This window comes from Carbonicoccus niuqiaonis (genome assembly GCF_050157065.1).
Lineage (GTDB): Bacteria > Actinomycetota > Actinomycetes > Propionibacteriales > Propionibacteriaceae > Avipropionibacterium.
In genome coordinates, this window is sequence record NZ_CP189573.1 from 307,719 (window position 1) to 328,637 (window position 20,919).

Consider the following 20,919-nt stretch of genomic DNA (forward strand, 5'->3'; position numbering starts at 1 on the left):
CAAGCCATGAAGGACTTCCCACCCCGGGTCACGGCGTACACCCCTGAAGCCGAGCACACGCCTGACACAAGCTCCCCGACGCGCTTCCTGATCTGGATGATGCGTCAACAGTGGCGCCCACTCGCCGTCTCGTGCCTGCTCAGCGTGGTCTGGCTGCTGCCGCAGTTCATGGGGCCGTGGCTGCTGGGCAAGGCCATCGACGAGGGGATCGTCGCCGGGTCCACCACCGACCTGCTCCGCTGGGTCGGCCTGATGCTGACGCTGATGCTGGTCGGCGCCGTCGGCGGGATCCTCTCCCACACGTACGTGGTGAAGACCTGGCTGATCATGTCGTACGGCACCACGAAGTTGATCACGCGCAAGTCGACCGAGCTCGGGCACGTGCTGCCGCGCCGCACCCCGACCGGTGAGGTGTTGAGCATCTCCGGCAGCGACGGGGAGCAGTTCGGCCACCTCACCGAGGTGATCGCGTCGCTGTTCGGCGCCATCGTCGGGTTCATCGTGGTCGCGGTGCTGATCCTGAGCACCTCCCCACTGCTCGGGTTGATCGTGCTGGTGGTGTCACCACTGCTGTTGGCCGGTGCACTGCCGCTGCTGCGGCCCATGCACGCCCGGCAGGCGGTGGAGCGTTCCCGCAACAGCCAGTTGACCTCGATGGCCACCGACATCGTCGCCGGACTCCGGATCCTGCGCGGCATCGGCGGTGAGCGCACGTTCGGCGACAACTACGCCGAGCAGTCGCAGCGCACCCGCCGGGCGAGCGTGTCGGCCGGGCTCTTCCAGTCGTGGCTGGACGCGTTGAGCGTCGCCTTCTCCGGGCTCTTCCTGGTGCTGCTCACCTGGCTCGGCGTGCACGAGGTCGTCGAGCAACGCCTCAGCGTCGGCCAACTCGTCAGCTTCTTCGGGTTCGCACTGTTCATGATCGTCCCGCTGCAGACCCTGTTCCGCGCCTTCCAGCACTGGGTCCGCAGCCTGGTGTCGGCGCAGAAGGCGGTGGCCGTCCTGGGGCAGCGCACACCATGGCAGGACCCCGACGATCCCCAGCCCCTGGCCGGCGACGCCGACCTGGTCGACGACGCCACCGGGGCGGAGATCCCGGCCGGCAGGTTGACCGTGGTGGTCAGCGCGGTGCCCGACGACTCGGCGGCGCTGGCCGACCGGCTCGGTCGCTACCTACCGCGACGCACCACGCCGCCGGTCCCCGAGGACGACAGTGTGCTGAAGGGGCGGGCCGCCAAGCAGGCCCGGCTGCGTCGGGTGGAACGGATCGCCGCCGCCGAGGCCGAGGACCGGGAGTTGGTCGGCGGTGACTGGGGCGTCCGGCTCGGCGGGGTCGACCTGGCCCACGCCCGGCTGACCGACGTCCGCGACACCGTCCTGGTCAGTGATGCGGCCGCCGGGGTCTTCGCCGGCACCCTGCAGGAGGCGATCGACCCGCATGGTCAGCTGACCCGAGAGCAGGCCGAGACGGCGCTGCGGGTGGCCGCGGCCGAGGACGTGTACGAGGCGGTCGACGGTGGCTGGCAGGGCCGCATCGACGAACGTGGTCGGGGCCTGTCCGGCGGCCAACGGCAGCGGTTGGTGCTGGCCCGTGCCCTCGCGGTCGACCCGCCGATCCTGGTGCTGGTCGAGCCCACCTCGGCCGTCGACGCCCACACCGAGGCGCGGATCGCCGAGCGGCTGGCCGCGCATCGTCGGGGCCGGACCACCGTCGCGACGTCGGTGTCGCCGCTGCTGCTGCACCACGCCGACAACGTGATCCTGCTCGACGCAGGGAAGGCCGTCGCCAGTGGTGACCACGCCGACCTGTTGGCGACCGACCCGCGCTACGCGGCGGTGGTCTCACGAGCCCTCGACGAGCAACTGGTCGACCCGGTGGCCCCGGATCTGGCCGACGGCGAAGTCGTACCGGCCGCCGACGACGTACCCCTTCAGGGGCGGGCGTTGGCCGACGTCGTACAGCGCGGCGACGAGTTGCGGGGGGTCGAGTCATGAGCGACCTGCTGAGCACCTCGGCCGCGACGTGGCGCGATCCCGGTACGGCGGTCGTCGACCCGGTCGAGCCCGACGTCGTACCGGCCGAGCTCGTCCCACCGCGGGTCGGCACGTTCCCGGCCCGGCTGGCTGCCTGGCGGCAGCGGCACCTGTTGCGCGAGCGGCGGGCCGAGCGGGTCTTCCGCCGGTCCCGGGACGGCGCCGGCGGGTTGCCGGTGTCCGACGGCGAGACCGTCCGTGACTTCGTCACCGACCTGATCAAGCACCGTTCCGGACTGGTCGCCCTGCTGCTGGTCGTCAACGTGCTCGCCGCGGTCGCGGGCCTGGTGGTGCCGCGCGTCCTGGGCGTCCTGATCGACGGTGCGGTGCCGGGCGCGGACACGGTGCGGCTCGACCAACTCGCCCTCGGCGTCGCGGTCATCGTGGCGTTGCAGGCCCTGCTCACCTTCGGTGCCCGCTTCCTGGCGACCGTCTTCGGCCAGGACCTGTTGTCGACCGCCCGGGAGTTCGTCGTACGGATGGTGCTGCGGCTCCCGTTGGGGCGGGTCGAGCAGGCGAGCACCGGCGACCTGGTCACCCGCGTGACCCGCGACGTCGGCGCGATGAGTGGCGCCGCCCAGTGGGCGATCCCGACCGTCCTGCTGGCCGGGGCGACCGTCCTGTTCACCTTCGTCGCGATGGTGATCAACTCGTGGCTGCTCGCGCTGCCGATGATCGTGTGCACCGGGCTGACCATGATCCAGGTTCGGCGCTACCTGCGGCGCTCACCCGGCGGCTACATCACCGAGGGGTCGACGTACTCCCGGATCGGCTCCACCCTCACCGAGACCGTCGAGGGTGTCCGTACGGTGGAGGCGCTGCGACTGCGGCGCGACCGGGTCGACGCCGGCGACCACGACATCGCGGTCTCCTCGCAGGCGGAGCGCTACACGATGGCCTTGCGCAACCTGTTGTTCGCCGCGTTGAACGTCGGCTTCGGGGCGCCACTGGGGTTGACCGTCCTGCTCGGGGCGTACGGCTTCGCGAACGGCTGGGTCACGATGGGCCAGATCGCGGCCGCCACCTTGTACATCTCGATGGTGACCGGGCCGCTGGACCAGTTGATCCACGTGATCGACCGGCTGCAGGTGGCCGGGGCCTCGACCGCCCGGTTGCTCGGCATCGCCGACGTCCCGCCGGATCGGGAGGAAGGCCCCGAACGGCCCGACGGGCCGCACCTGGTCGGGCAGGATCTCCGATTCGCCTACCGCGACCACGACGTGCTGCACGGCGTCGACCTCGACCTGGTTCCGGGGGAGCGGCTCGCGATCGTCGGGCCGAGCGGGTCGGGCAAGTCGACCCTGGGCCGGCTGCTCGCCGGGATCAACGGTCCGCGTACGGGCCGGGTCACCGTCGGCGGGGTCGACCTGGTGCGGCTGCCGATCGAGCAACTGCGGACCGAGGTCGCCCTGGTCACCCAGGAGCACCACGTCTTCGTCGGGACGGTCCACGACAACATCGTGCTGGCCCGCGAGGACGTCGGCGACGACGTGGTCGAGGCGGCGTTGCGGACGGTGGACGCGTGGCCGTGGGTGTCCCGGATGGCCGACGGCACCAAGACGATGCTCGGGTCGGGTCACCATGCGCTCACCCCGGCGCAGGCCCAGCAGATCGCGTTGGCCCGGCTCGTGGTCGCCGACCCGCACACCCTCGTCCTGGACGAGGCCACCTCGCTGATCGATCCGCGGACGGCACGTCACCTGGAGGGGTCGATGTCGTCGCTGCTGGAGGGGCGGACGGTCGTCGCGATCGCGCACCGGCTGCACACCGCCCATGACGCCGACCGGATCGCGGTCGTGATCGACGGCCGGATCGTCGAGCTGGGTGACCACCACGAACTGGTGGCCCGGGGCGGGGAGTACGCCCGCCTGTGGGAGGCCTGGTCCAGCTGAGCGCGGGCCCGCCGCCCGGACCTGCAACGTCCTGCTGAGACGTGTGCAGCAAGCTCCTTGACGGTTGCAGTGAGGGCGAGCATGCTCGGCATCACCCAGGACGTGTGCCCGCGTTCGCCCCACGGGCCGTGTCCCCCACTCAAAGGAGAGTTCCATGTCCCCCAACATTCCTGTCTCGAACGGCCCTGCGTCCAACGGTGTCCCCAGCGGTGCCGAGCTCGGTGGCCCACGGCTGACCCGACGTACGGTGCTCGGCGGCAGCCTCGGCGTGGCCGCAGCCGCCTCCATCGCCGGCCCCGCGGTCGCCGCCGGACCGGCACCGGTGGTGATCGGTTCGACCGAACGCCGACTCCCCATCGTCGCCTCACCGGACGAGACCGGTGACGTGGCCGTTGCCGTGACCGAGCTCGTCGACCACGTCACCGCCGTCACCGGGGTCGCGCCCCGCGTGGTGGCGACCGATCCGGGGGAACCGGCGCTGTGGCTGGGTGCCGCGGCGGTCGACCGGTTCGACCTGTTGCCGCCGTCGGACCGGTCAGGCTTCACGGTCCGGGTCGCCGCCGACGCGGTCACCGTGGTCGGCGGCAGCGAGACCGGCACCCTGTACGGGGTGTACGAGCTGCTCGAGCGGTGCGGCGTGCGCTGGATCGAGCCGGGGCCGTACGGCACCGTGCTGCCTGCCACCCTGGCCGTACGCGCCGGTGAGTTCGCGTCGGCACCGTACTTCGTCGATCGGGTGCTGCAGGCCGTGAGCAACTACGGCCGGCTGCCGGCCGGTTCACCGGTCGACCCGCTGGAGTCGGCCGAGTGGTACCGCCGCCACCGACTCACCACTCGCGCGTACGGCGCCCACGGGATCCCGATGTACCCGCGGGCGACGAAGGCGACCAACCCGGAGCTCTACATCCACGTGGACGGGGTGGTGACCAATCAGGTCGACGTGACGTTGCCGGAGGTGCTGGATCGCTGTGAGGCCGAGATGCGTCGCCTGCTGGCCGCCGACCCCGACCTCGATTACATCAACCTCGGGCCTGCCGACGGCAGCGGGTTCGGCGTCACCGACTGGGACGTCCCCGGCCGGATCGACCCGCTCTACGGTGAGCTCATCGTCACCGACCGCTACATCAAGTTCTTCAACCTGTTGCTCGATCGGCTGGCCGACCACCCCGACCTCAAGCTGGCGTTCTACGCGTACCACCTGTACATGGAGCCGCCCGCGCGGGAGGTGCCGAACTCACGGATCGTGCCGGTCTTCGCCCCGATCGTGGTCGACCGGCGCAAGTCGATCGCCGACGCCGACGGCTGGGAGCGCCGCTACGTGCTGCGGGTGATCGAGGACTGGAAGTCCCTCGGGCTGGAGTGGATGTTCCGTGGCTACATCGGCAACCTGGCCGACCCGGGCATGCCGTTCTCCGCCGCCCGGCAGATGGCCGACGAGATCCCGGAGTACGCCCGGCTCGGGGCGACCGGCGGCATCCGCCAGGAGTGCATCGCCGGCTGGGGCCACCACGGTCCGGCGTTCTACCTGACCGCCAAGCTGATGTGGGACCCGACGGCCGACCCGGCGGCGATCATGGGCGACTACTACCGGTCGGCGTACGGCCCGGCGGCGACACAGGTGCAGCGCTACTTCGACCGCCTCGAGTCGACGATCGCCAATGCGCCGTTCACCGCCGGTTCCATGATCGAAATGCCCGACTCGCTGCCGGACGCGGTGATGACCGAACTGGCCGGACACCTCGACCGGGCAGCCGGGATCCTGTCGGGCGCCGGGGCGACCGCGGCGCTGGCGCGGCTCGACGTGGTCCGGCGGGTGCACACCTTCGGTGCGGTGACGCTGCCCAGCCTGCGAGCGCAGACGCAGGGGGACACCGCGACCGCGGTGGCGACGCTGGCCACCGCTCGGGAGGCGTTCGCCGCGACCCAGGTGGACAGTCCGGCCGGGTTGCGGCCGGCCGGGATCAGTTACCTGGAACGCTTCCACGGCCGTGCCGTCGAGGCGGTGGCTGCGCAGGTCGACGCGTACGGACCGCCGGTGGTCACGCTGCCGCGGGAGTGGGACCTGCTGGTCGACCTCGGCGGTACGGAGGCACTGCCGACCGCGGTGGACGGCAGCTGGACGACGGTCGACCTCCACCACACGTGGTCGGCGCAGGGGCTGCGCTACGTGAAGGGGCAGGCGTGGTACCGCTGCACGGTGCCGGCGGCCGCGATGGCGGGGCGGCCGAGGCTGGTGCTTCCCAACGTGGACGAGAAGGCGACGGTCTGGGTCAACGGGGTCGCGGCGCCGCTGATCACGGGCTCGGGAAGTTTCCTGCCGGAGGTGTTCGACCTCGGTGACGGCTGGTCGACCACCCACGACAACACGTTCGTGGTGTTGATCAACAACCGGGTGCTCGACGAACTCGGCACCGGTGGCCTGTACGGGACCCCCTTCGTGTTGGCCGACAGGGCGACCGCCTGGACACCGCCGGTGATCGAGCCGCCGGTGGCCGACGAGCCGCGGCGTGGACCGTCGGCACCACCGGCCCCGGCCGGGGCGAAGCCGGTCACCGGTGCGTGGGAGGCGATCTGTGACCTGACCGGGAGTGCGGGCCGGGTGGGGCTGTACGACCCACGGATCAGCAGCCAGCACTTCCGCGCCCACGACCCGGCCCTGTCGTCGGTTGATCAAGGTCTGAGCCGCTACGACGCAGGCCTGGTGGTGCGCGCGCAACTGCCGGTCCGGCCGAGTCGCGACAGCAGGACGGCCCAGTTGTTGCTCGCGATCGCACCCGACGAGGCGAGGGTGTGGGTCGACGGAGAGGAAGTGCCACTGACGCCGGCGGCCGACGGTTGGTCCCAGGCACGGATCCCCAGGCCGCGGGCGCGTACCGCGACGATCGTCATCGCTCGCCCGCACCTCACCGAGCAGCCGCTGGCCCCGCACTGGGGCTGACCCGGAGCTCGTCGAGGGTCGACAGGGCGGTTTCGTGGGCGCCGTGGGGCGGGTGGCTCGTAGAGAAGGGCGCCACAGCGACACAGCTGGACGTATGTGTCGCCTGTGTCGCTGAGACGCCCTTCTCCACGAGCCACCAGGGGATCGCCCGGGGTCTCGACGAGGGATGGACGGCGGGTGGCGCTTTGGGGCCGGTGTTCGGAAGGATTGCGTCCTGCCACCAAGGCGGTGGTACGAACGGCGGGAGAGTGGCGATGACGTCGAGAAGGATGTTCCTGGGAACCACCTTGGGTGCGGCCGGTGCGATGGGTCTGGGCGTCCGGGGTGCGTGGGCGGACGAGGGTGACCTGATCTGGCAGGACACCTTCCCGGCCGTCGGTGTGGGTGGCCGACCCGCGGGATGGGGTGGCATCTGTGCCTGGCGGGCCGACGGGCATGCCGATCCGGGCGCGATGGAGGTTGCCGACACCTCCGCGACCGCGTACGCCGTCGCGACGTCCCCGTTCATCCCGGTCGGTGCGAACCAGTGGATCGCGCTGATCACCGTGTCCCGGGCGACGAGCACCGGCACGCCGACGATCCTGGTCGAGGAGTTCGACGAGGCCGGTGTCCGGGTCGCGACGCAGTGGCTGAACACCGACGAGCACGGCGACGTGTGGGCCGAGTACCGCACCGACTTCCGGGCCTCCCGAACGACCACTCGGCTCCGGTTGCGGGTCTATGCCGCCGGTCGGGCCGGGGCCGACAAGACCGGCACGATCGTCGTCGACTCGATCACCCTGCGCGAGGGGGCACCGCCGCCGGACGTGGTGGTCGACGGGTGGGGCAACCCGGTGCCGGTGACCGACGTGGTCGACATCATCGAGGAGTTGCCGCCGGAGGAGTTCTGGGGCATGTTCCCACCGGCTGCGCACGATCCGGCCACCGCGGCCAGGTCGGTGTGGAGCCTGCCGTTGCTGCGCCGCCACTACTTCACGGTGGACCCGGCCCAACCGGCGACCGTCAAGCGGGTGCACGCCGAGATGCCGGTGCTGGACAAGACGTTCGGGGTGGTCGCCGACGTCTCCGACGAACGGATGCGCAAGGTGGTCGCCGCCGACATTCGCCACCGGCCGATCGTGACCGCGCACCCGTGGACGACCGGCACGTACTCCAATACCTACTACCCGCGTCGGATGCATGATCATCTGAACAACGACTTCCTGCCTGCGACATCGATCAGCTCCGACCCCGAACTCGTGGCTCGCCGGGCGGAACTCCTTGCGTACATGCACTTCTCGCAGTTCACCGCCGACGGCGACAACGGGTTCACCCAGGAGTACTACCCCGACTGGCACGCCGACGCGGCCGCCTCCGGTCTGACGCGTCGCTGGGCCGGCGGCTGGGACTACCTGTTCGACTGGTCCTGGCTCGACGGGTACGGCTACCGCTGGCAGCTGCACGAGCCCGATCACCACGTGGGGAGCCAGATGGCGCAGTCGATGGTGCGGGCCTACGAGATCACCGGTGACCGCAGCCACCTGGACGCCGCCCAACGGTTCGTGTGGCACCAGTTGCCGCGGTACGGGTTCCACAGCGGGGTGTGGCAGGGACGGACCTACTACTGGACCGAGTACGACCCGACCGGCGAGTTCGAGCCGCACCGTGACGCCACCGACAACGTGGTCGCCCTGTGCGCCATGGGGGTGGCGATGGTCGGCCACCACACCGACGACCGGCGGATGCTCGAGATGGCCCGGGGCATGGTGTGGTACTGCGTGCGGGAGTGGGTCACCGACGGTCGCTGGTACTACGACGGTGCCGAGAACCCGCTCAATCAACGACGTTCGGTCAGCCACGACATGGCCGTGCTGCCGATGCTGATGACCGCGATCGCGTACCTGATCAAGTCCGGTGTGGTGCTCGACCGGGAGATCGACGTCGTCAGCGAGGCGTACGACTTCTACCTGATCAACTACGAGTACAACCCGATGGCCAAGGTGAGGTACGGACAGCTGACGAAGCTGCCGGCGGGCCCGACCCCGCGTGGCACGGGTGAGCGGTTGGTCGGCTGGTTCACCGCCAACCAGACGGCCGCCGAGTTGACCTACGCCGACCCGCAGCCGGCTGCCTCGGGGCACCGGGGCCGATTGCGACTCGTGGTGTCAGCGATGCTGGCACCTGAGCGTGCCGGCGAGGACTGGCGCCCGGCCCCGGGCCGTACCGTCGAGACGTTCGTGACCGCGGCCGAGCTGGCCGCCGGCGTCGCGGTGCCGCTGGCGACCGCGCCCGCCGACGTGGTGCGGTTCGTCGTCGACCATCGACCCACCCGTCCGGTCGCGGTCACGCCGAGCCTGATCAACTACACCGACGCGACCGGGGAGGCTCGCGAGGTCACCGCCTCGGTGCCCGACCCGGACGTCTCGGTGGACCTGACCGAGGAGAACTACGCAGCCATGGTGACCCGCGCGACCTTCGGCGTCGGAGAGGACCTGGGGGCGCGGGTGCGGCGGGCCTGAGTCCCGACCGATCAGGACGCCACCTGGCGCTCCGCCGTGTCGAGGTGGTGGCGATCGCGGTACGCCTGCGGTGATGTGTGGCAGGCGGCCGCGAAAGCCCGCGCGAACGTGCGATAGGTGCCGAATCCGCTGAGCTGGCCGATGTCCGCAGCGGTTAGGTCGGTGCTCTGCAGCAGCTCGACGGCATGGCCGACCCGCAAGTGCTGCAGGAAGCCGGTGAACGTGCTGCCGGTCCCGGTGAACGCCTCGCTGACGGCCGCCGGGCGCATCCCGAGCGTTCGGGCGACCGTGGCGCGATTGATCGGCCGGGTGAAGTGTTCCTGCAGGTGGGCGAGCACCCGGGTCAGCTCGTCGTGGTGAGCACCCTCGTCGACGTCGATGTCCGGTGCGGCGGTGTCGGCATGGCGCAGGAAGCTCACCAACGCCTGCATGATCAACGTCGCCGCCATCACACCGCCGCCGAGCCGCGTGGGGTGGTGCCGTTCGGCGAGGATCGTGTCGAAGAGCTCGCCGACGGCCGCGGCTGTCGACGCGTCGAGTTGGACGGCGGCCGGAATCTCGCTCCCGACGGCATTCAGCCGGTCGGCGACCGGGTCGCCCGACAACAGCGGCTCCACCAGACCCATGTCGAACATGCACACCGACTTGCCGACGGGTTGCTCGGTACTGATCCCGTGCAGCACGTTCGGCCCGGCGTACGACAGCAGGCCGGGCGCCATCGCATGTTCCCGACCGGCAATCTGCATCGTCCCCGATCCGCTCCGCACCAGGGTCAGCTCCGCCATCGCGTGGAAGTGCACGGGAATGGTGGTGCCCGTGGTCTCGTAGCTGCACAGTCGGGCCGGGCCGACCGTGGGTCTCACCACCGCGGACGGCGGCGGGCCCGACTGGCGACAGCCGGGCCACTGTCGGGCCGACGACGCGGGCTCACCCTCGGTTGGCTGCTCGCGCCAAGGAGTCGACACCTGTCCCGCGGCCTGTCGAGTGTCCAACGGTGATACGCGGTTACGCATGGCCTGATGTGCCCCTTCGCGGAGTAGTGGTGAAGACGGGCGGGCTGTCGATCGCGTCTTCGCGTGCTTTCATGATCAGAATAGGAGGTGTCGGCGCGATGGGCACGGTCTCGGTCTGCGTCGGGTCGGGCGTCGATCGGTGAGGCTGCACCGTGGCGACCAGTACGCCGCCGACGATCGTTGCGGCGCCTGCCAGCTCAATCGTCGTCACCCGCTCGCCGAGCAGCAGCCAGGCCGTCGTCATGCCCACCACCGGAACCATCATGGAGAACGGGGCAACGGTGCCCGCCGGGTGCCGAGCCATCAGCCACGTCCATCCGCCGGACCCGCCGACCGTCGCGATCACCACCGAGTAGCACAAGGCGATCAGGGCCACGGTGCCGGTCGGGGTGGTCATGGTCGTCAACGAGGCGGTGATGCGGCCCGGTCCTTCCGTCAGGAACGACAGCGCCAGCATCGGCGCGGGTGGGACGACGCACATCCACAGTGTCAGGTGCAGCGCATTGCGGGCCCCGGCCTTGCGGTTGGCGATGTTGCCGATGGCCCAGCCGAAGGCTCCGGCCAGTACCAGGAGAAAGGGAGCGAGCCCGGTCGTCCCGGAGCGCTGCCAGCCCACGACCGCGAGGCCTCCTGCCGCGAGCGCGATCCCGCCCAGGTGGCGCAGCCCGAGTCGCTCGCGCAGGAAGACTGCCCCGAGCAGCACGGTGAACGGTGCCGAGGCCTGCAACACCAGCGACGCCAGCCCGGCAGGCATCCCGGCCGCCATGCCCGCATGCAGGAAGATGAACTGCAGGGTGCCGAACCCCAGGCCGTACCCGATCAGCCACGTCAGGGGCACGTCGGGACGAGGCACGAGCAGCACGGTCGGGATGGCGATGAGGCCGAAGCGCAGTGCCACCAGGAAGGTCGGCGGGAACTGTGCGAGAGCGAGGTCGATGGCGGTGAAGTTGAGGCCCCACATCAGCACGACACCGATGGCGAGAAGGCGATGTGGACCGGGCACGGGTCCATGATGGGAGAGTTGTTCATTCAGCACAATCAATACTTTTGACACTGAGTCTGTAGTGCTGCTTCAGTGTTGTCCGGGACTGAACGGTGGGAAGCGAGCGTGGACGTACGTCATCTGGAACTGCTGCGCGAACTGGCCGAGCGCGGCAGCGTCACCGCTGTCGCGGCGGCCACGCACCGGACGCCGTCGGCGGTGTCGCAACAGCTCAAGCAGGCCCAACGGGAGTTCGGGGTGCCGTTGGTCCAACCGGACGGCCGTGGACTCCGGCTGACCGAGGCCGGGCTGCTGCTGGCGGCCGGCGGGACGCGGGTGAGCACCACCGTGGCGGAAGTCAGGGCGACCTGGGACGCCTTCCGTGGGGAGCCCTCGGGTACGGTCCGGCTTGCGGCGCCGCCCAGTGTGGCCACGTTCCTGTTCGCCGAGACGATGCAGGCTCTGGGTGAGGGTGCGATCGAGCTGGTGTGCTCGGACGTCGACATCGCCGAGGCCGCCTTCGCGGGGCTGACCGTCGACAACGACATCGTGATCGGCTACAGCCTCACCGGTCCGCGACCGGCGGGCACCGACGGCCTCACCGTGGTCCCGATCGCGCACGAGCCGCTGGACGTCGTGATGGCGGCGGATCACCCGTTGGCACAGCGTTCCACCGTCACTGCGGTGGAAGTCGCGGGCGAGGACTGGGTCGGTGTGCCGGAGGGCTTTCCGTTCGACACGGTGTTGCACGGCGTCGAACAGGTCGCCGGGGTGACCCCCCGGGTGGTCCAGCGGCTGCGGGACAACCGGCTGATCGAGTCGCTGGTGGCCGCGAACCGTACCCTCGCGATCCTGCCGCGGTTCACCACGCCCAGTGCGGCCAGTGGGCCCGCCGGTGGGGTCTGCCTGCGAGAGCTGGTCGACGTTCCGGCCATTCGCCACATCTCGGCGATCCTGCGGCCCGACCGGGCCGAGCGACTGGCCGTACGACATGTGCTCGACGCGCTTGTCGACGTCGGACGACGGGTCGAGCGTCGCCACGCCGTGGTTGTGGGCTGACCACGGACAGAACGACCGGTGAGCCGGACAGATTGTCCTGTCGAGAGCCTTGGCCAATGGTTCCCGCGTTGGTTGACTGGGCATGCGTAGCCGTGGCGACCGGTGGGTCGGCCGGCGGCGACGCTCCGCCCGCAGGCCCATGGGCCGCAGGTCACGTCCTCGAAGGAGAGAACATGCCCCAGGACCAGGAGTCCCATCCGGTGTCCCGACGTCTCTTCCTGGGCGGTGCGGCCGTTGCCGGTGTCACCTCGGCCGGACTGCTCACTCCCGCGGGATCGCGCGCCCGGGCCGAGGAACCTGCCCAACCGCATCCCACGTCGCGGGCCGCCTTCGACCGGCTGGATGCCGCCATCAACAACGGCAACAGCGTCAAGGACGAGACGAACGACAAGGACAGCTCCGGCCTCAGCGGCAAACTGGCGTGGCGTGAGGCGTACGCGCTGGAGGGATATGCGCTGATGTACCAGGCGCATCGCGACACCTACTACCTGGACAAGATGGTCGACCACATCGATCACGTCCTGGCCAACCGGGACAGTGAACGCGGTGTCACCGACTACGCCGGCAATTCCCACCCGGCGTGGCGCGCCGACCACCTCTACACCATCGGTTTCACCACCGTCCCGGACAGCTCGGGGCGGCCGATGTTCGAGGTGCGCACGGCACTGTCGTGGGGCGACGTCACCACCGTCACGATCACTGCCGGCTCCGGGGCCGGAACCTTCCGGTTGGAGGCGCACAACACGTTCCACAACCGGACCACGCTGTACGAGAACCTCAGTGTCGACCCGGCCAGCCCGGACTATGCGCTCAAGCGGATGTTCGAAGGTTTCCGGTACGAGAAGCCCAACCGGGTGTTGCTCACGATTCGCGACCTGCGGGACCAGCCGTCCGGGCAGGACGAGATCTCCCAGGGCCAGTTCCCGATGGTCTCGGCACCGTACGTGTACGGGGCCCACACCGGCAGCATCGTGCATCCGATGGCGCTGTTCGCCAGGCTCGTTCGCGAGGACGAGGCGCTGATGTCCGACCCGACGTACCGCAACCGTGCGGAGCTGTACCTCGAGGCGGCCGCCGATGCCGTCGCCGTGCACGACCCGGAATGGCGGGAGAACGAGGAGGGGGAGGGTTACTACGTGGCCCAAGCGGGCGCACCGGTCTGGAACGCCGGCTTCGACAACGCGATCGGTCACTTCACGCCCCTGGGTCGGGCCATCGTGCAGCTGGCGCGCGTCACGGGCGACCGGCAGTACGTCGAACGGGCCAACGCGATGGGCTGGACGGTGCGCAACAGCCTCGTCAGCGACGGGCGGGCCTGGATCTGGCCCTCGTGGTGGCAGAAGGGTGCCCCGTACAACGGCTGGGACATCGACAATCCGCGGTCCGGCTTCTGGCCGTGGTATCCACCCAACCGGATCATCAAGAACACCAGCCACGCCCAACATGACGTGAACTTCGCGCGGGACCTGCACGAGGCCGGACTGCCTGGCCGGCCGCCGTTCCCCGACCTGGCGATCCGCCGCTTCGCCGCCACGTTCACCGACAACATGATGACGTTCACCGAGGACGGCTCCCCGAGTGTGTTCCGACTCGTCGACGGGTCCCGCGGCATCGGGACCAGCGGGCAGGAACAGATGTCCACCGGCTTCGCCGACCTCGCGACCTGGGACTCGCGCGTGCTCGACCACTCGGTCGCCATCCTGGCGAACCACATGGAGCTCGGGAGACTCACCATGGAGTCGGCGATGTACTGCCTGGCACGGGTCAACCATGCGGCCGGGGCGACAGCGTGATGACGACGACACCTTGACGACGACCACACGGGAAACCGTACGAAGGGAAGAGAATCGGTGGAAATGCTCGGCGACGGCCGTACGAATGCGATGCCGCTGGCCATGGCTCCAGAAGTCGACGAGGACAATCCGTTGGCGATGTCGCTGCTCGAGCTCAACGCGGCCCCCGAGGCGCCGCGGGTGCTGCCTGCCGACGAGGAGTGGGACGAACGTCGCAGGCTGATCCTGCGCGTCTGGCAGGACCACATGGGCGAGCTGGACGAGCCGGGTTCGGGCGAGATCAGGCCGCGGCGTACGGAGCAGGAGCCGGACGCCGGGATCGAGCGGCGCCACGTCCACATCGACGGTGGGGCGGCCGGTGACATCCCGGCCGAGATCCTCGTACCGACCCATGTCGACCAACCGCGTCCGGCCGTCGTGGCGTGCCACCCCACGAACGTCGACGGCAAGCGTGCGGTGAGCACGACGGTCGGGGAGCGCCGCACACCGTACGCGTTGGAGCTCGCGATGCGCGGCTACGTGGTGGCGGTCCCCGACATGCTGACGGCGGGGGAGCGGGTGTTCCCCGGTCACGACCCGTTCCACACCGCACCGTTCTACGAGCAGCATCCGCGCTCGACCATGATCGCGCGGAACCACGTCGACATGGTCTCCACGGTGAACGCGCTGTGTGGGATGTCGGAGGTGGACCCGACCCGCATCGCGGCCATCGGGCACTCCCTGGGCGGCTACACCGCCACCTTCCTGGCCGGCCTGGACGACAGGGTCGGTGCCGTCGTGAACTCCTGCGGCTTCGCCCCGTTCCGGCACGACCTGAAGCCGACCCGGTGGGGCCTGCGTGGCTGGTACAGCCATCTGCCCCGGGTGAACAGCGAGCTCGCGCGCGGCCGGGTCCCGTTCGAGTTCTCACAGATCGCGTCCCTGATGGCGCCGAAGCCGATCTTCAACTACTCCGGCCAGCTCGACGCCATCTTCCCGCACTGGCGGGCGATCACCGAAGCCCTCGGCGAGATGGGGCGGCTGTACGAGACCCTGGGCCACGCGGACCGCTTCGTCTCGTTGATGGGGTGGGGACCCCATGCCTTCCCGCCCGAGATCCGGCAACAGTCCTACGACTTCCTGGATCACTGGCTCGGGGCACCCGACACGGACTCGACCACAGGCAACGCAGTCAATGACGACCGGAGGGGAGACGCAACATGATCAACAACGCTCGAGGTGTGAGCAGGGATCGCGGAGTGTCGCGGCGGGCCGTGCTCGGCGGGGCCGCCGCGGTGGCCGCCGGCGGGATGTTGGCCGCCTGCGCGCCGGGCACGGAACAGTCCGGTGGGACCGGCGGGTCCACCGAGGCCGGCGGGGCCGGTGCGGGTGCCAGCGTGCCTGCGTACGTACCGTTCCCGGGGATCGAGCACGACCTGCCAGGGACCGCCGAGGGCATCCCGCCAGGGGTCTACAGCTATCCGGACCCGCCGATCGTCCGCGACGGCTACCCGCTGCCGGCCGGTGACCCGATCAGCGCCCTGGTGCAGGGGCCGCCCAACAACGTGCCGGACAGTGAGAACCAGAACTTCCAGAACATCGTGAAGCAGATCGGCGCACCGTTGCAGATGGTGTACGGCGGGTACCCGGAGTACACCAGCAAGTTCCAGGTGACGATGGCCAGCGGTGACCTGCCCGACATGTGCATGATCGTCCCGGTGGCCGAACTGCCGAGGCTGCTCGAGGCGAACTTCACCGACCTGTCGGACGTGCTGGGTGGGGACGGGGTCTCGAAGTACCCCGGGCTGGCGAACATCCCGACCGCCGCGTGGAGCGTACCGACCATCAACGGACGACTGTTCGGCATCCCGATGCCGCTGCCCCCGGCCGGCAAGGTGATCACCGCCCGCAGCGACACGGTCGAGGCGCGTGGTGTCGACCCACATGCGATCAACCTGCGCGACGGGCAGGACTTCCTCGACCTGCTCGAGCAGCTGACCCGTCGTGAGAAGAACGAGTTCTCGATGGGCGCCAACCCGACGGCCTGGCTGCTGAGCATCGTGAAGCAGATGGTGGGCGGCCCGAACGTGTGGAAGCTCGACGGCGACACGTTCGTCCACGAGAACGAGACCGAGGAGATGAAGGAGGCGCTGGAGCGGTCGAAGGAGATCATCGCGGCCGGCTACCTGCATCCCAACTCCTTCTCGGATCCGGGGAACAACGGCACCTGGTGGACGTCGGGCGTGACCGCGCTGTACATCCAGGGCTTCTCCGGGTGGACCCGGCAGTCACGGTTCGACGTCGACTGGGAGTACATCAACGTGGAGGTGCCGGCCTGGGACGGTGGAGCAGCGCCGGTGCACAAGTCGTCGCCGGCGTACGAGGCGTTCATGGCGTTCAAGCAGGCCGAGGGTGAGCGGCTCGAGCAGATGCTGCAGGTGGCCGACTTCCTGGCCTCCCCGTTCGGGACCCAGCAGTTCGTCGACCTCAACTACGGCGTGGAGACCTACAGCTACGAGATGCGGGACGGGGAACCGATGAAGCTGGAGGAGGCGCCGCAGGTTCCCACGCACCTGCGCTACTGCGGTGGCAACTACGCCAGCGTGCTGTACGGCGCGGGCAACAAGGAGTACGTCGACGCCCAGCACGACTACGTCAACCGGGTGATCCCGGACGGTCTGGACAATCCGGCGGGCGGGCTCTACTCCGAGACCGAGGTCACCAAGGCCGCCACGATGACCAAGGAGATGCTGGACGTCCAACGCTCCATCATGCAGGGCGAGAAGCCGCTGACCGCGTGGGACGAGTTCGTCTCGGAGTGGAAGTCCAAGGTGGGCGACCAGATGGCTGCCGAGTATGCGGAGGCCAAGGCCAACTCGTGACGGGGGCCAACTCGTGAGGTCGGCGAACTCGTGAGATGCCTTGTGGGTCAGGGATCCTGGCAGTCGGGTACGCCGAACGCGCGCAGGATCCGTACGGCATCATCGGCGAGTTGATCATCGGTCGTCGGAGTTCCGGCGGTCAGTGGGTAGTCCGCCGGGTCGATGTCGCTGAGCTGAGCCCGGTCCTGGTCGGTGAGTTCGTCGGTGCCGGCCAAGGTGGCCGTACCGTGCAACAGGGTGGTCAACAGTGAAACCGCACGACTGGCCTCGGCCAGCTCGAGCCCGGCCCGCGTCAGGCAGCCGAGCAGCCCTTCGTTGAGCGCGAGCGAGTGCCGACCGATGATGCGCCCGGCGGCGAACAGGGCCGCGACTCCCGGGTGGTCGACGAAGAGTCGCTCGACCTGTGCCACCACTGCGGCGACCGCACAGGACGGGCACGGATCCTGGGTGAGGCCGGTCAGGTCGATGTCGGCGAGCAGGGCATCACCGACCAGGTGGCGCAACTGCTCGGTCGAGGTGACGTAGGTGTAGAGCGCGTTCGGCAGCACGTCGAGTTGCCGCGCCACCGCGCGGAGGGTGACCGGGGCGGAGCTGGTCAGCGCAAGTGATCGCCCGGCGGCGACGACGGCACCCAATGACAGGTCACCCCTGGGTCCGCGTCGGGTCGCCTTCGCCATGACGCCATCGTACGGCTTGAGTTTGTACGGCGTACAGAAGGAGTCGGTGCCCATGTTTCCCCGTCCGCTGGTGCTCTACACCGTGATCGTGATGGCCGTGGTGCTGTTCGCCTCGCTGCCGACCCTGCTCGGTGCCCCGTCCGACATCGTCGCGATCGCCACCCCGATCGCGCAGTTCGTCCCGGCGGTGGCCTCGCTGGTGCTGATCCTGACCCTGCGGCTCGGGAAGGTCACCGAGGTCTGGGCGCTGCGGCCCGGTGGGGTCGGACGACTCTTCGCCGGAATCGGGCTCGCCCTGCTGGCGGTCGTCGCGGTGACAGTGCTGCAGCTCGTCGTGGTGGTGTTCTCGGGTTCGAGTCCGTGGCTCGGCGTGACCGATCCGGCCGTGCTGGTGGCGATCCCGGTGACCGCGCTGGTGCTCTTCCTGCCGTGCCTGGCCGAGGAGGTCGGCTGGCGAGGGTTCGGTCACCACGTGCTGCGGGGGCGCAGCTTCTGGGCGACCGCGGCGACCATGGCCGCGATCTGGTCTGTGTGGCACCTGCCGTCGATGTTGGCCTATCTGCGCCACGGGGAGTCGTCGGGCCGCGAGGTGATCGCCGTGCTGCTGAACCTCTTCTTCGCCGGCCTCGGGCTCAGCGCGCTGCGGGAACGGACCGGGTCGATCTGGGCCGCCGCCGTCGGTCACGTCTTGATGAACACGCTGGTGGTGTACGCCCAGTCGAACCTCGTCCGGCCGCCGTCGGAGCTGGGCGACCTCGGTTTCTGGTTGCTCCAGGCAGCCGGCTGGCTCGGCTGGTTGCTGGTCGCCGTCGTACTCCGTCCTCGTCGTCCGGCCGAGTCCAGCCCGTCGCAGCCGTAGCCTCCACGCCCCGGGCCATGATGGAGACATGGCAGGCGACGCGAGTCGGCGAGGATCGGGCCGGCACTTCCGGTTCGGCGGCGAGTGGCTGGTCGACGTGTCGCAACCTGTCGCGTACGAGGTGTTGGCCGACCTTGCGCACTACCCGGACTGGTGGCCGGAGGTGCGCGCTGTCGCGCGACTGGGACCGACCGAGGCGCGGGTGCTGGTGAGGTCGAGGCTGCCGTACACCCTCGACCTGGTGCTGCACGCAGCGCGCGCCGGCGATACAGCACCGTCAGGCGACGACGTCCTGCACACAGACCTTGCCGGCGACCTGGTGGGCTGGGCGAGGTGGTGCGTGTCGGCGGAGGGGGAGCGCACGCGCCTGGCGTTCAGCCAGGAGGTGGACGTGACCGGTACGTTGCTGGGCCTGGCCGCGGGCATAGGTCGGCCACTCCTGGTCTGGAACCACGAGCAGATGATGCGGTCGGCGATCCGGGCCCTGCCGGGCGCGGTGCGGGCGGGGGGCTCGTGACGAAGGGCGCCCCAGCGACACAGCTGGACGTATGCGTCGCGTACGTCGCTGTGGCGCCCATTTTTACGAGCCACCTCTGCGAAAACGCCCTCGCGGGACCCGATCAGCCGGTGACACCATGATTCGGTGTTCCGGTGAACCCACGTCCGAAGCCATCTCGCAGGCCCCGATCGCCGGACAGCAGTCAGGGTTTGCACTGCACCGCGCGGGCCGCGAACGCCACGTACCAACTGCTGCCGTTCGCGTACTGGTTGGAGTTCGCGCCCGCGTGACCGCGCTCGCTCAGATGAACTGGACCCCCTGCACCTGGTAGTAGGAGTCCCCGCGGTAGAACTCGACATCGCTGTTGAAGAACAACTTCTCGCCCTCGGCCAGCTTGCGCAGGCCGATGGCGAGCACCTCGCCCCGCTCGCCGAGCGCGGCGAGGGCCTCGTACGCGTCGATCATCCGCTGGTCCTGGGGGCCGGGCACCTCACCGCCGAACCACACCCGGACCTCGACCAGGCGTGGCTCGTTGTTGGGCTGGCCGGCCGTCGACAGGGTTCCGACGATCTTGCCCGGGCCGCCGTTGGTGCATTCGATCGAGATCTCCTCGGTGGTGCACTGCCAACCACGTGCGGCGAGCTCGTCGAGGAAGGGCTGGTGGTTGTCGGCGAGCGGGGTGCGCGGCACGAACTCGAGGCTGGACTCCCCGACCGACACCGAGGTGATGTCGTCGCTGGAGCGGACGTTGAAGGTGCCGCCGTCCTCGGAACTCCATTCGGTGTCGGCGGTCTCGTTCTCCACCTCGCCGTCCACGGCCTCACGGATCGCCTGCCGGTCGGCGTCGGAGATGGGCACCTCATCCAGCAGCGGGTCGATGATCGCCCGGATCTCGGTGGCCCGTTCCGCCTTCGGTACGTCGTTGCGCAGGACCTGGACGGTGAACTTCTGAATCGCCCCGTCGTCGCCGACCTTCACCCGCAACGTGACCCGATGGTCGGTCTCCATGAGGTAGCAGCCCTTGACCTTCACCGGGGTCGTGGCCTCGTCGTGGCAGGTGAGCCCGGCGGACTGGGCGACCTGCGTCACCACCTCGGGCACCTCGACGGTCGGCTGCTCAGGCAGCTCACCCTGACCGGCCGTTCCGCCACCGCCGTCGGGACCGTCCCCGCCGCCCAGAACGTTGGTGACGACCAGGTAGCCGCCGCCGACGAGTAGTGCCAGCACCACGACGGCGGCGCCGATGATCAGCGCCAGCTTCGGCCCCTTGCTCGGTGCGGGTCCGCTTCCCGGACCATCGGGCTGCTGCCCCGGACGTGACGCCGGAGCCGACTGCGGCGGGTGTCCGGGTTGCCCGGCGTGCTGCGGTTGTCCTGAGTACGGTGGCTGCTCCGCGAAGTCGGGTTGTCCCACCTGTTGCGGCTGCCCCGTGTGGTCGGGTTGCCCCGCGTACTGCGGCTGACCGGGCTGGTCGGTGTACTGGGGCTGGTCGGTGTACTGGGGCTGGCCGGTGTACTGGGGCTGGCCGGTGTACTGGGGCTGGCCCGCGTAGTCGGGTTGGCCGGGCTGCTCAGGTGGGCCGGGTTCCCCGGAGTACCGCGGTTGCCCCGGCGGCGGCCCGAAGTCGGGGCCGGCCTGCTGAGACGGTGGCTGGAAGTCCGGGTGCTGCGGCTGCGTCACGCTGATCCTTCTGACGACGTCGGTGGGTTGGAGCGCCGCAGCGGCAATCGGTCCGGCGGCACGCCGACCGGCCGCGACGCCTAGGAACAACAGGGTTTCATGACCCGGGATCACCCACCAGCCCGGCGCGGCGG

Annotated in this window: 14 protein-coding genes; 10 read left to right on the plus strand and 4 right to left on the minus strand. The window is 69.8% G+C overall.

Annotation, left to right across the window (positions count from 1 at the left end):
* Window positions 1–6: 6 nt before the first annotated feature.
* The 4 genes from ACQBAU_RS01355 (at window position 7) to ACQBAU_RS01370 (ending at window position 9,362) form a co-directional block, all read left to right on the plus strand.
* A complete protein-coding gene (locus tag ACQBAU_RS01355; RefSeq protein WP_434548729.1) occupies window positions 7–1,995 on the plus strand; it encodes an ABC transporter ATP-binding protein in 1,989 nt (662 codons plus the stop codon).
* A complete protein-coding gene (locus ACQBAU_RS01360) occupies window positions 1,992–3,926 on the plus strand; it encodes an ABC transporter ATP-binding protein (protein WP_465256259.1) in 1,935 nt (644 codons plus the stop codon). The genes ACQBAU_RS01355 and ACQBAU_RS01360 overlap by 4 nt, the downstream gene beginning before the upstream one ends.
* A gap of 154 nt (window positions 3,927–4,080) precedes the next feature.
* A complete protein-coding gene (locus ACQBAU_RS01365; RefSeq protein ID WP_465256260.1) occupies window positions 4,081–6,864 on the plus strand; it encodes a DUF4838 domain-containing protein in 2,784 nt (927 codons plus the stop codon).
* A gap of 254 nt (window positions 6,865–7,118) precedes the next feature.
* The gene (locus ACQBAU_RS01370; RefSeq protein WP_465256261.1) at window positions 7,119–9,362 is read left to right on the plus strand and encodes a hypothetical protein; all 2,244 of its coding nucleotides are present in this window, start codon (window positions 7,119–7,121) and stop codon (window positions 9,360–9,362) included.
* An 11-nt stretch (window positions 9,363–9,373) separates the two neighbouring features.
* Here the strand turns inward: ACQBAU_RS01370 and ACQBAU_RS01375 are convergent, their stop codons facing one another.
* Both ACQBAU_RS01375 and ACQBAU_RS01380 read right to left on the minus strand, forming a co-directional pair.
* Entirely contained in the window at window positions 9,374–10,225 is an 852-nt protein-coding gene (locus ACQBAU_RS01375; RefSeq protein WP_465256262.1) for a helix-turn-helix domain-containing protein, read from the minus strand.
* A gap of 142 nt (window positions 10,226–10,367) precedes the next feature.
* Window positions 10,368–11,378 (minus strand): EamA family transporter, encoded by a 1,011-nt coding sequence (locus ACQBAU_RS01380; RefSeq protein ID WP_465256263.1) that lies wholly within the window; start codon window positions 11,376–11,378, stop codon window positions 10,368–10,370.
* 105 nt (window positions 11,379–11,483) lie between these two features.
* Between ACQBAU_RS01380 and ACQBAU_RS01385 the strand changes: the two genes are divergently transcribed.
* The 4 genes from ACQBAU_RS01385 (at window position 11,484) to ACQBAU_RS01400 (ending at window position 17,070) form a co-directional block, all read left to right on the plus strand.
* Window positions 11,484–12,416, plus strand: coding sequence for a LysR family transcriptional regulator (locus tag ACQBAU_RS01385; protein WP_465256264.1), 933 nt, complete (start codon window positions 11,484–11,486; stop codon window positions 12,414–12,416).
* 173 nt (window positions 12,417–12,589) lie between these two features.
* Complete coding sequence (locus ACQBAU_RS01390) at window positions 12,590–14,209, plus strand: hypothetical protein (protein ID WP_465256265.1); 1,620 nt, start codon at window positions 12,590–12,592, stop codon at window positions 14,207–14,209.
* 102 nt (window positions 14,210–14,311) lie between these two features.
* Window positions 14,312–15,412 (plus strand): alpha/beta hydrolase family protein, encoded by a 1,101-nt coding sequence (locus ACQBAU_RS01395; RefSeq protein ID WP_465259435.1) that lies wholly within the window; start codon window positions 14,312–14,314, stop codon window positions 15,410–15,412.
* On the plus strand, window positions 15,409–17,070 hold the full coding sequence (locus ACQBAU_RS01400) for an extracellular solute-binding protein (RefSeq protein WP_465256266.1): 1,662 nt from the start codon (window positions 15,409–15,411) through the stop codon (window positions 17,068–17,070). The genes ACQBAU_RS01395 and ACQBAU_RS01400 overlap by 4 nt, the downstream gene beginning before the upstream one ends.
* Before the next feature lie 47 nt (window positions 17,071–17,117).
* Here the strand turns inward: ACQBAU_RS01400 and ACQBAU_RS01405 are convergent, their stop codons facing one another.
* Window positions 17,118–17,747, minus strand: a complete 630-nt coding sequence (locus ACQBAU_RS01405) for a TetR/AcrR family transcriptional regulator C-terminal domain-containing protein (protein ID WP_465256267.1) — start codon at window positions 17,745–17,747, stop codon at window positions 17,118–17,120.
* Between the two features lie 52 nt (window positions 17,748–17,799).
* Between ACQBAU_RS01405 and ACQBAU_RS01410 the strand changes: the two genes are divergently transcribed.
* Window positions 17,800–18,606, plus strand: coding sequence for a lysostaphin resistance A-like protein (locus ACQBAU_RS01410; RefSeq protein WP_465256268.1), 807 nt, complete (start codon window positions 17,800–17,802; stop codon window positions 18,604–18,606).
* A 28-nt stretch (window positions 18,607–18,634) separates the two neighbouring features.
* Window positions 18,635–19,123: an SRPBCC family protein gene (locus ACQBAU_RS01415; RefSeq protein ID WP_465256269.1), complete on the plus strand. Its 489-nt coding sequence runs from the start codon at window positions 18,635–18,637 to the stop codon at window positions 19,121–19,123.
* 282 nt (window positions 19,124–19,405) lie between these two features.
* Here ACQBAU_RS01415 and ACQBAU_RS01420 read toward each other — a convergent pair whose 3' ends face one another.
* A complete protein-coding gene (locus tag ACQBAU_RS01420; RefSeq protein ID WP_465256270.1) occupies window positions 19,406–20,785 on the minus strand; it encodes a hypothetical protein in 1,380 nt (459 codons plus the stop codon).
* Window positions 20,786–20,919: the final 134 nt, after the last annotated feature.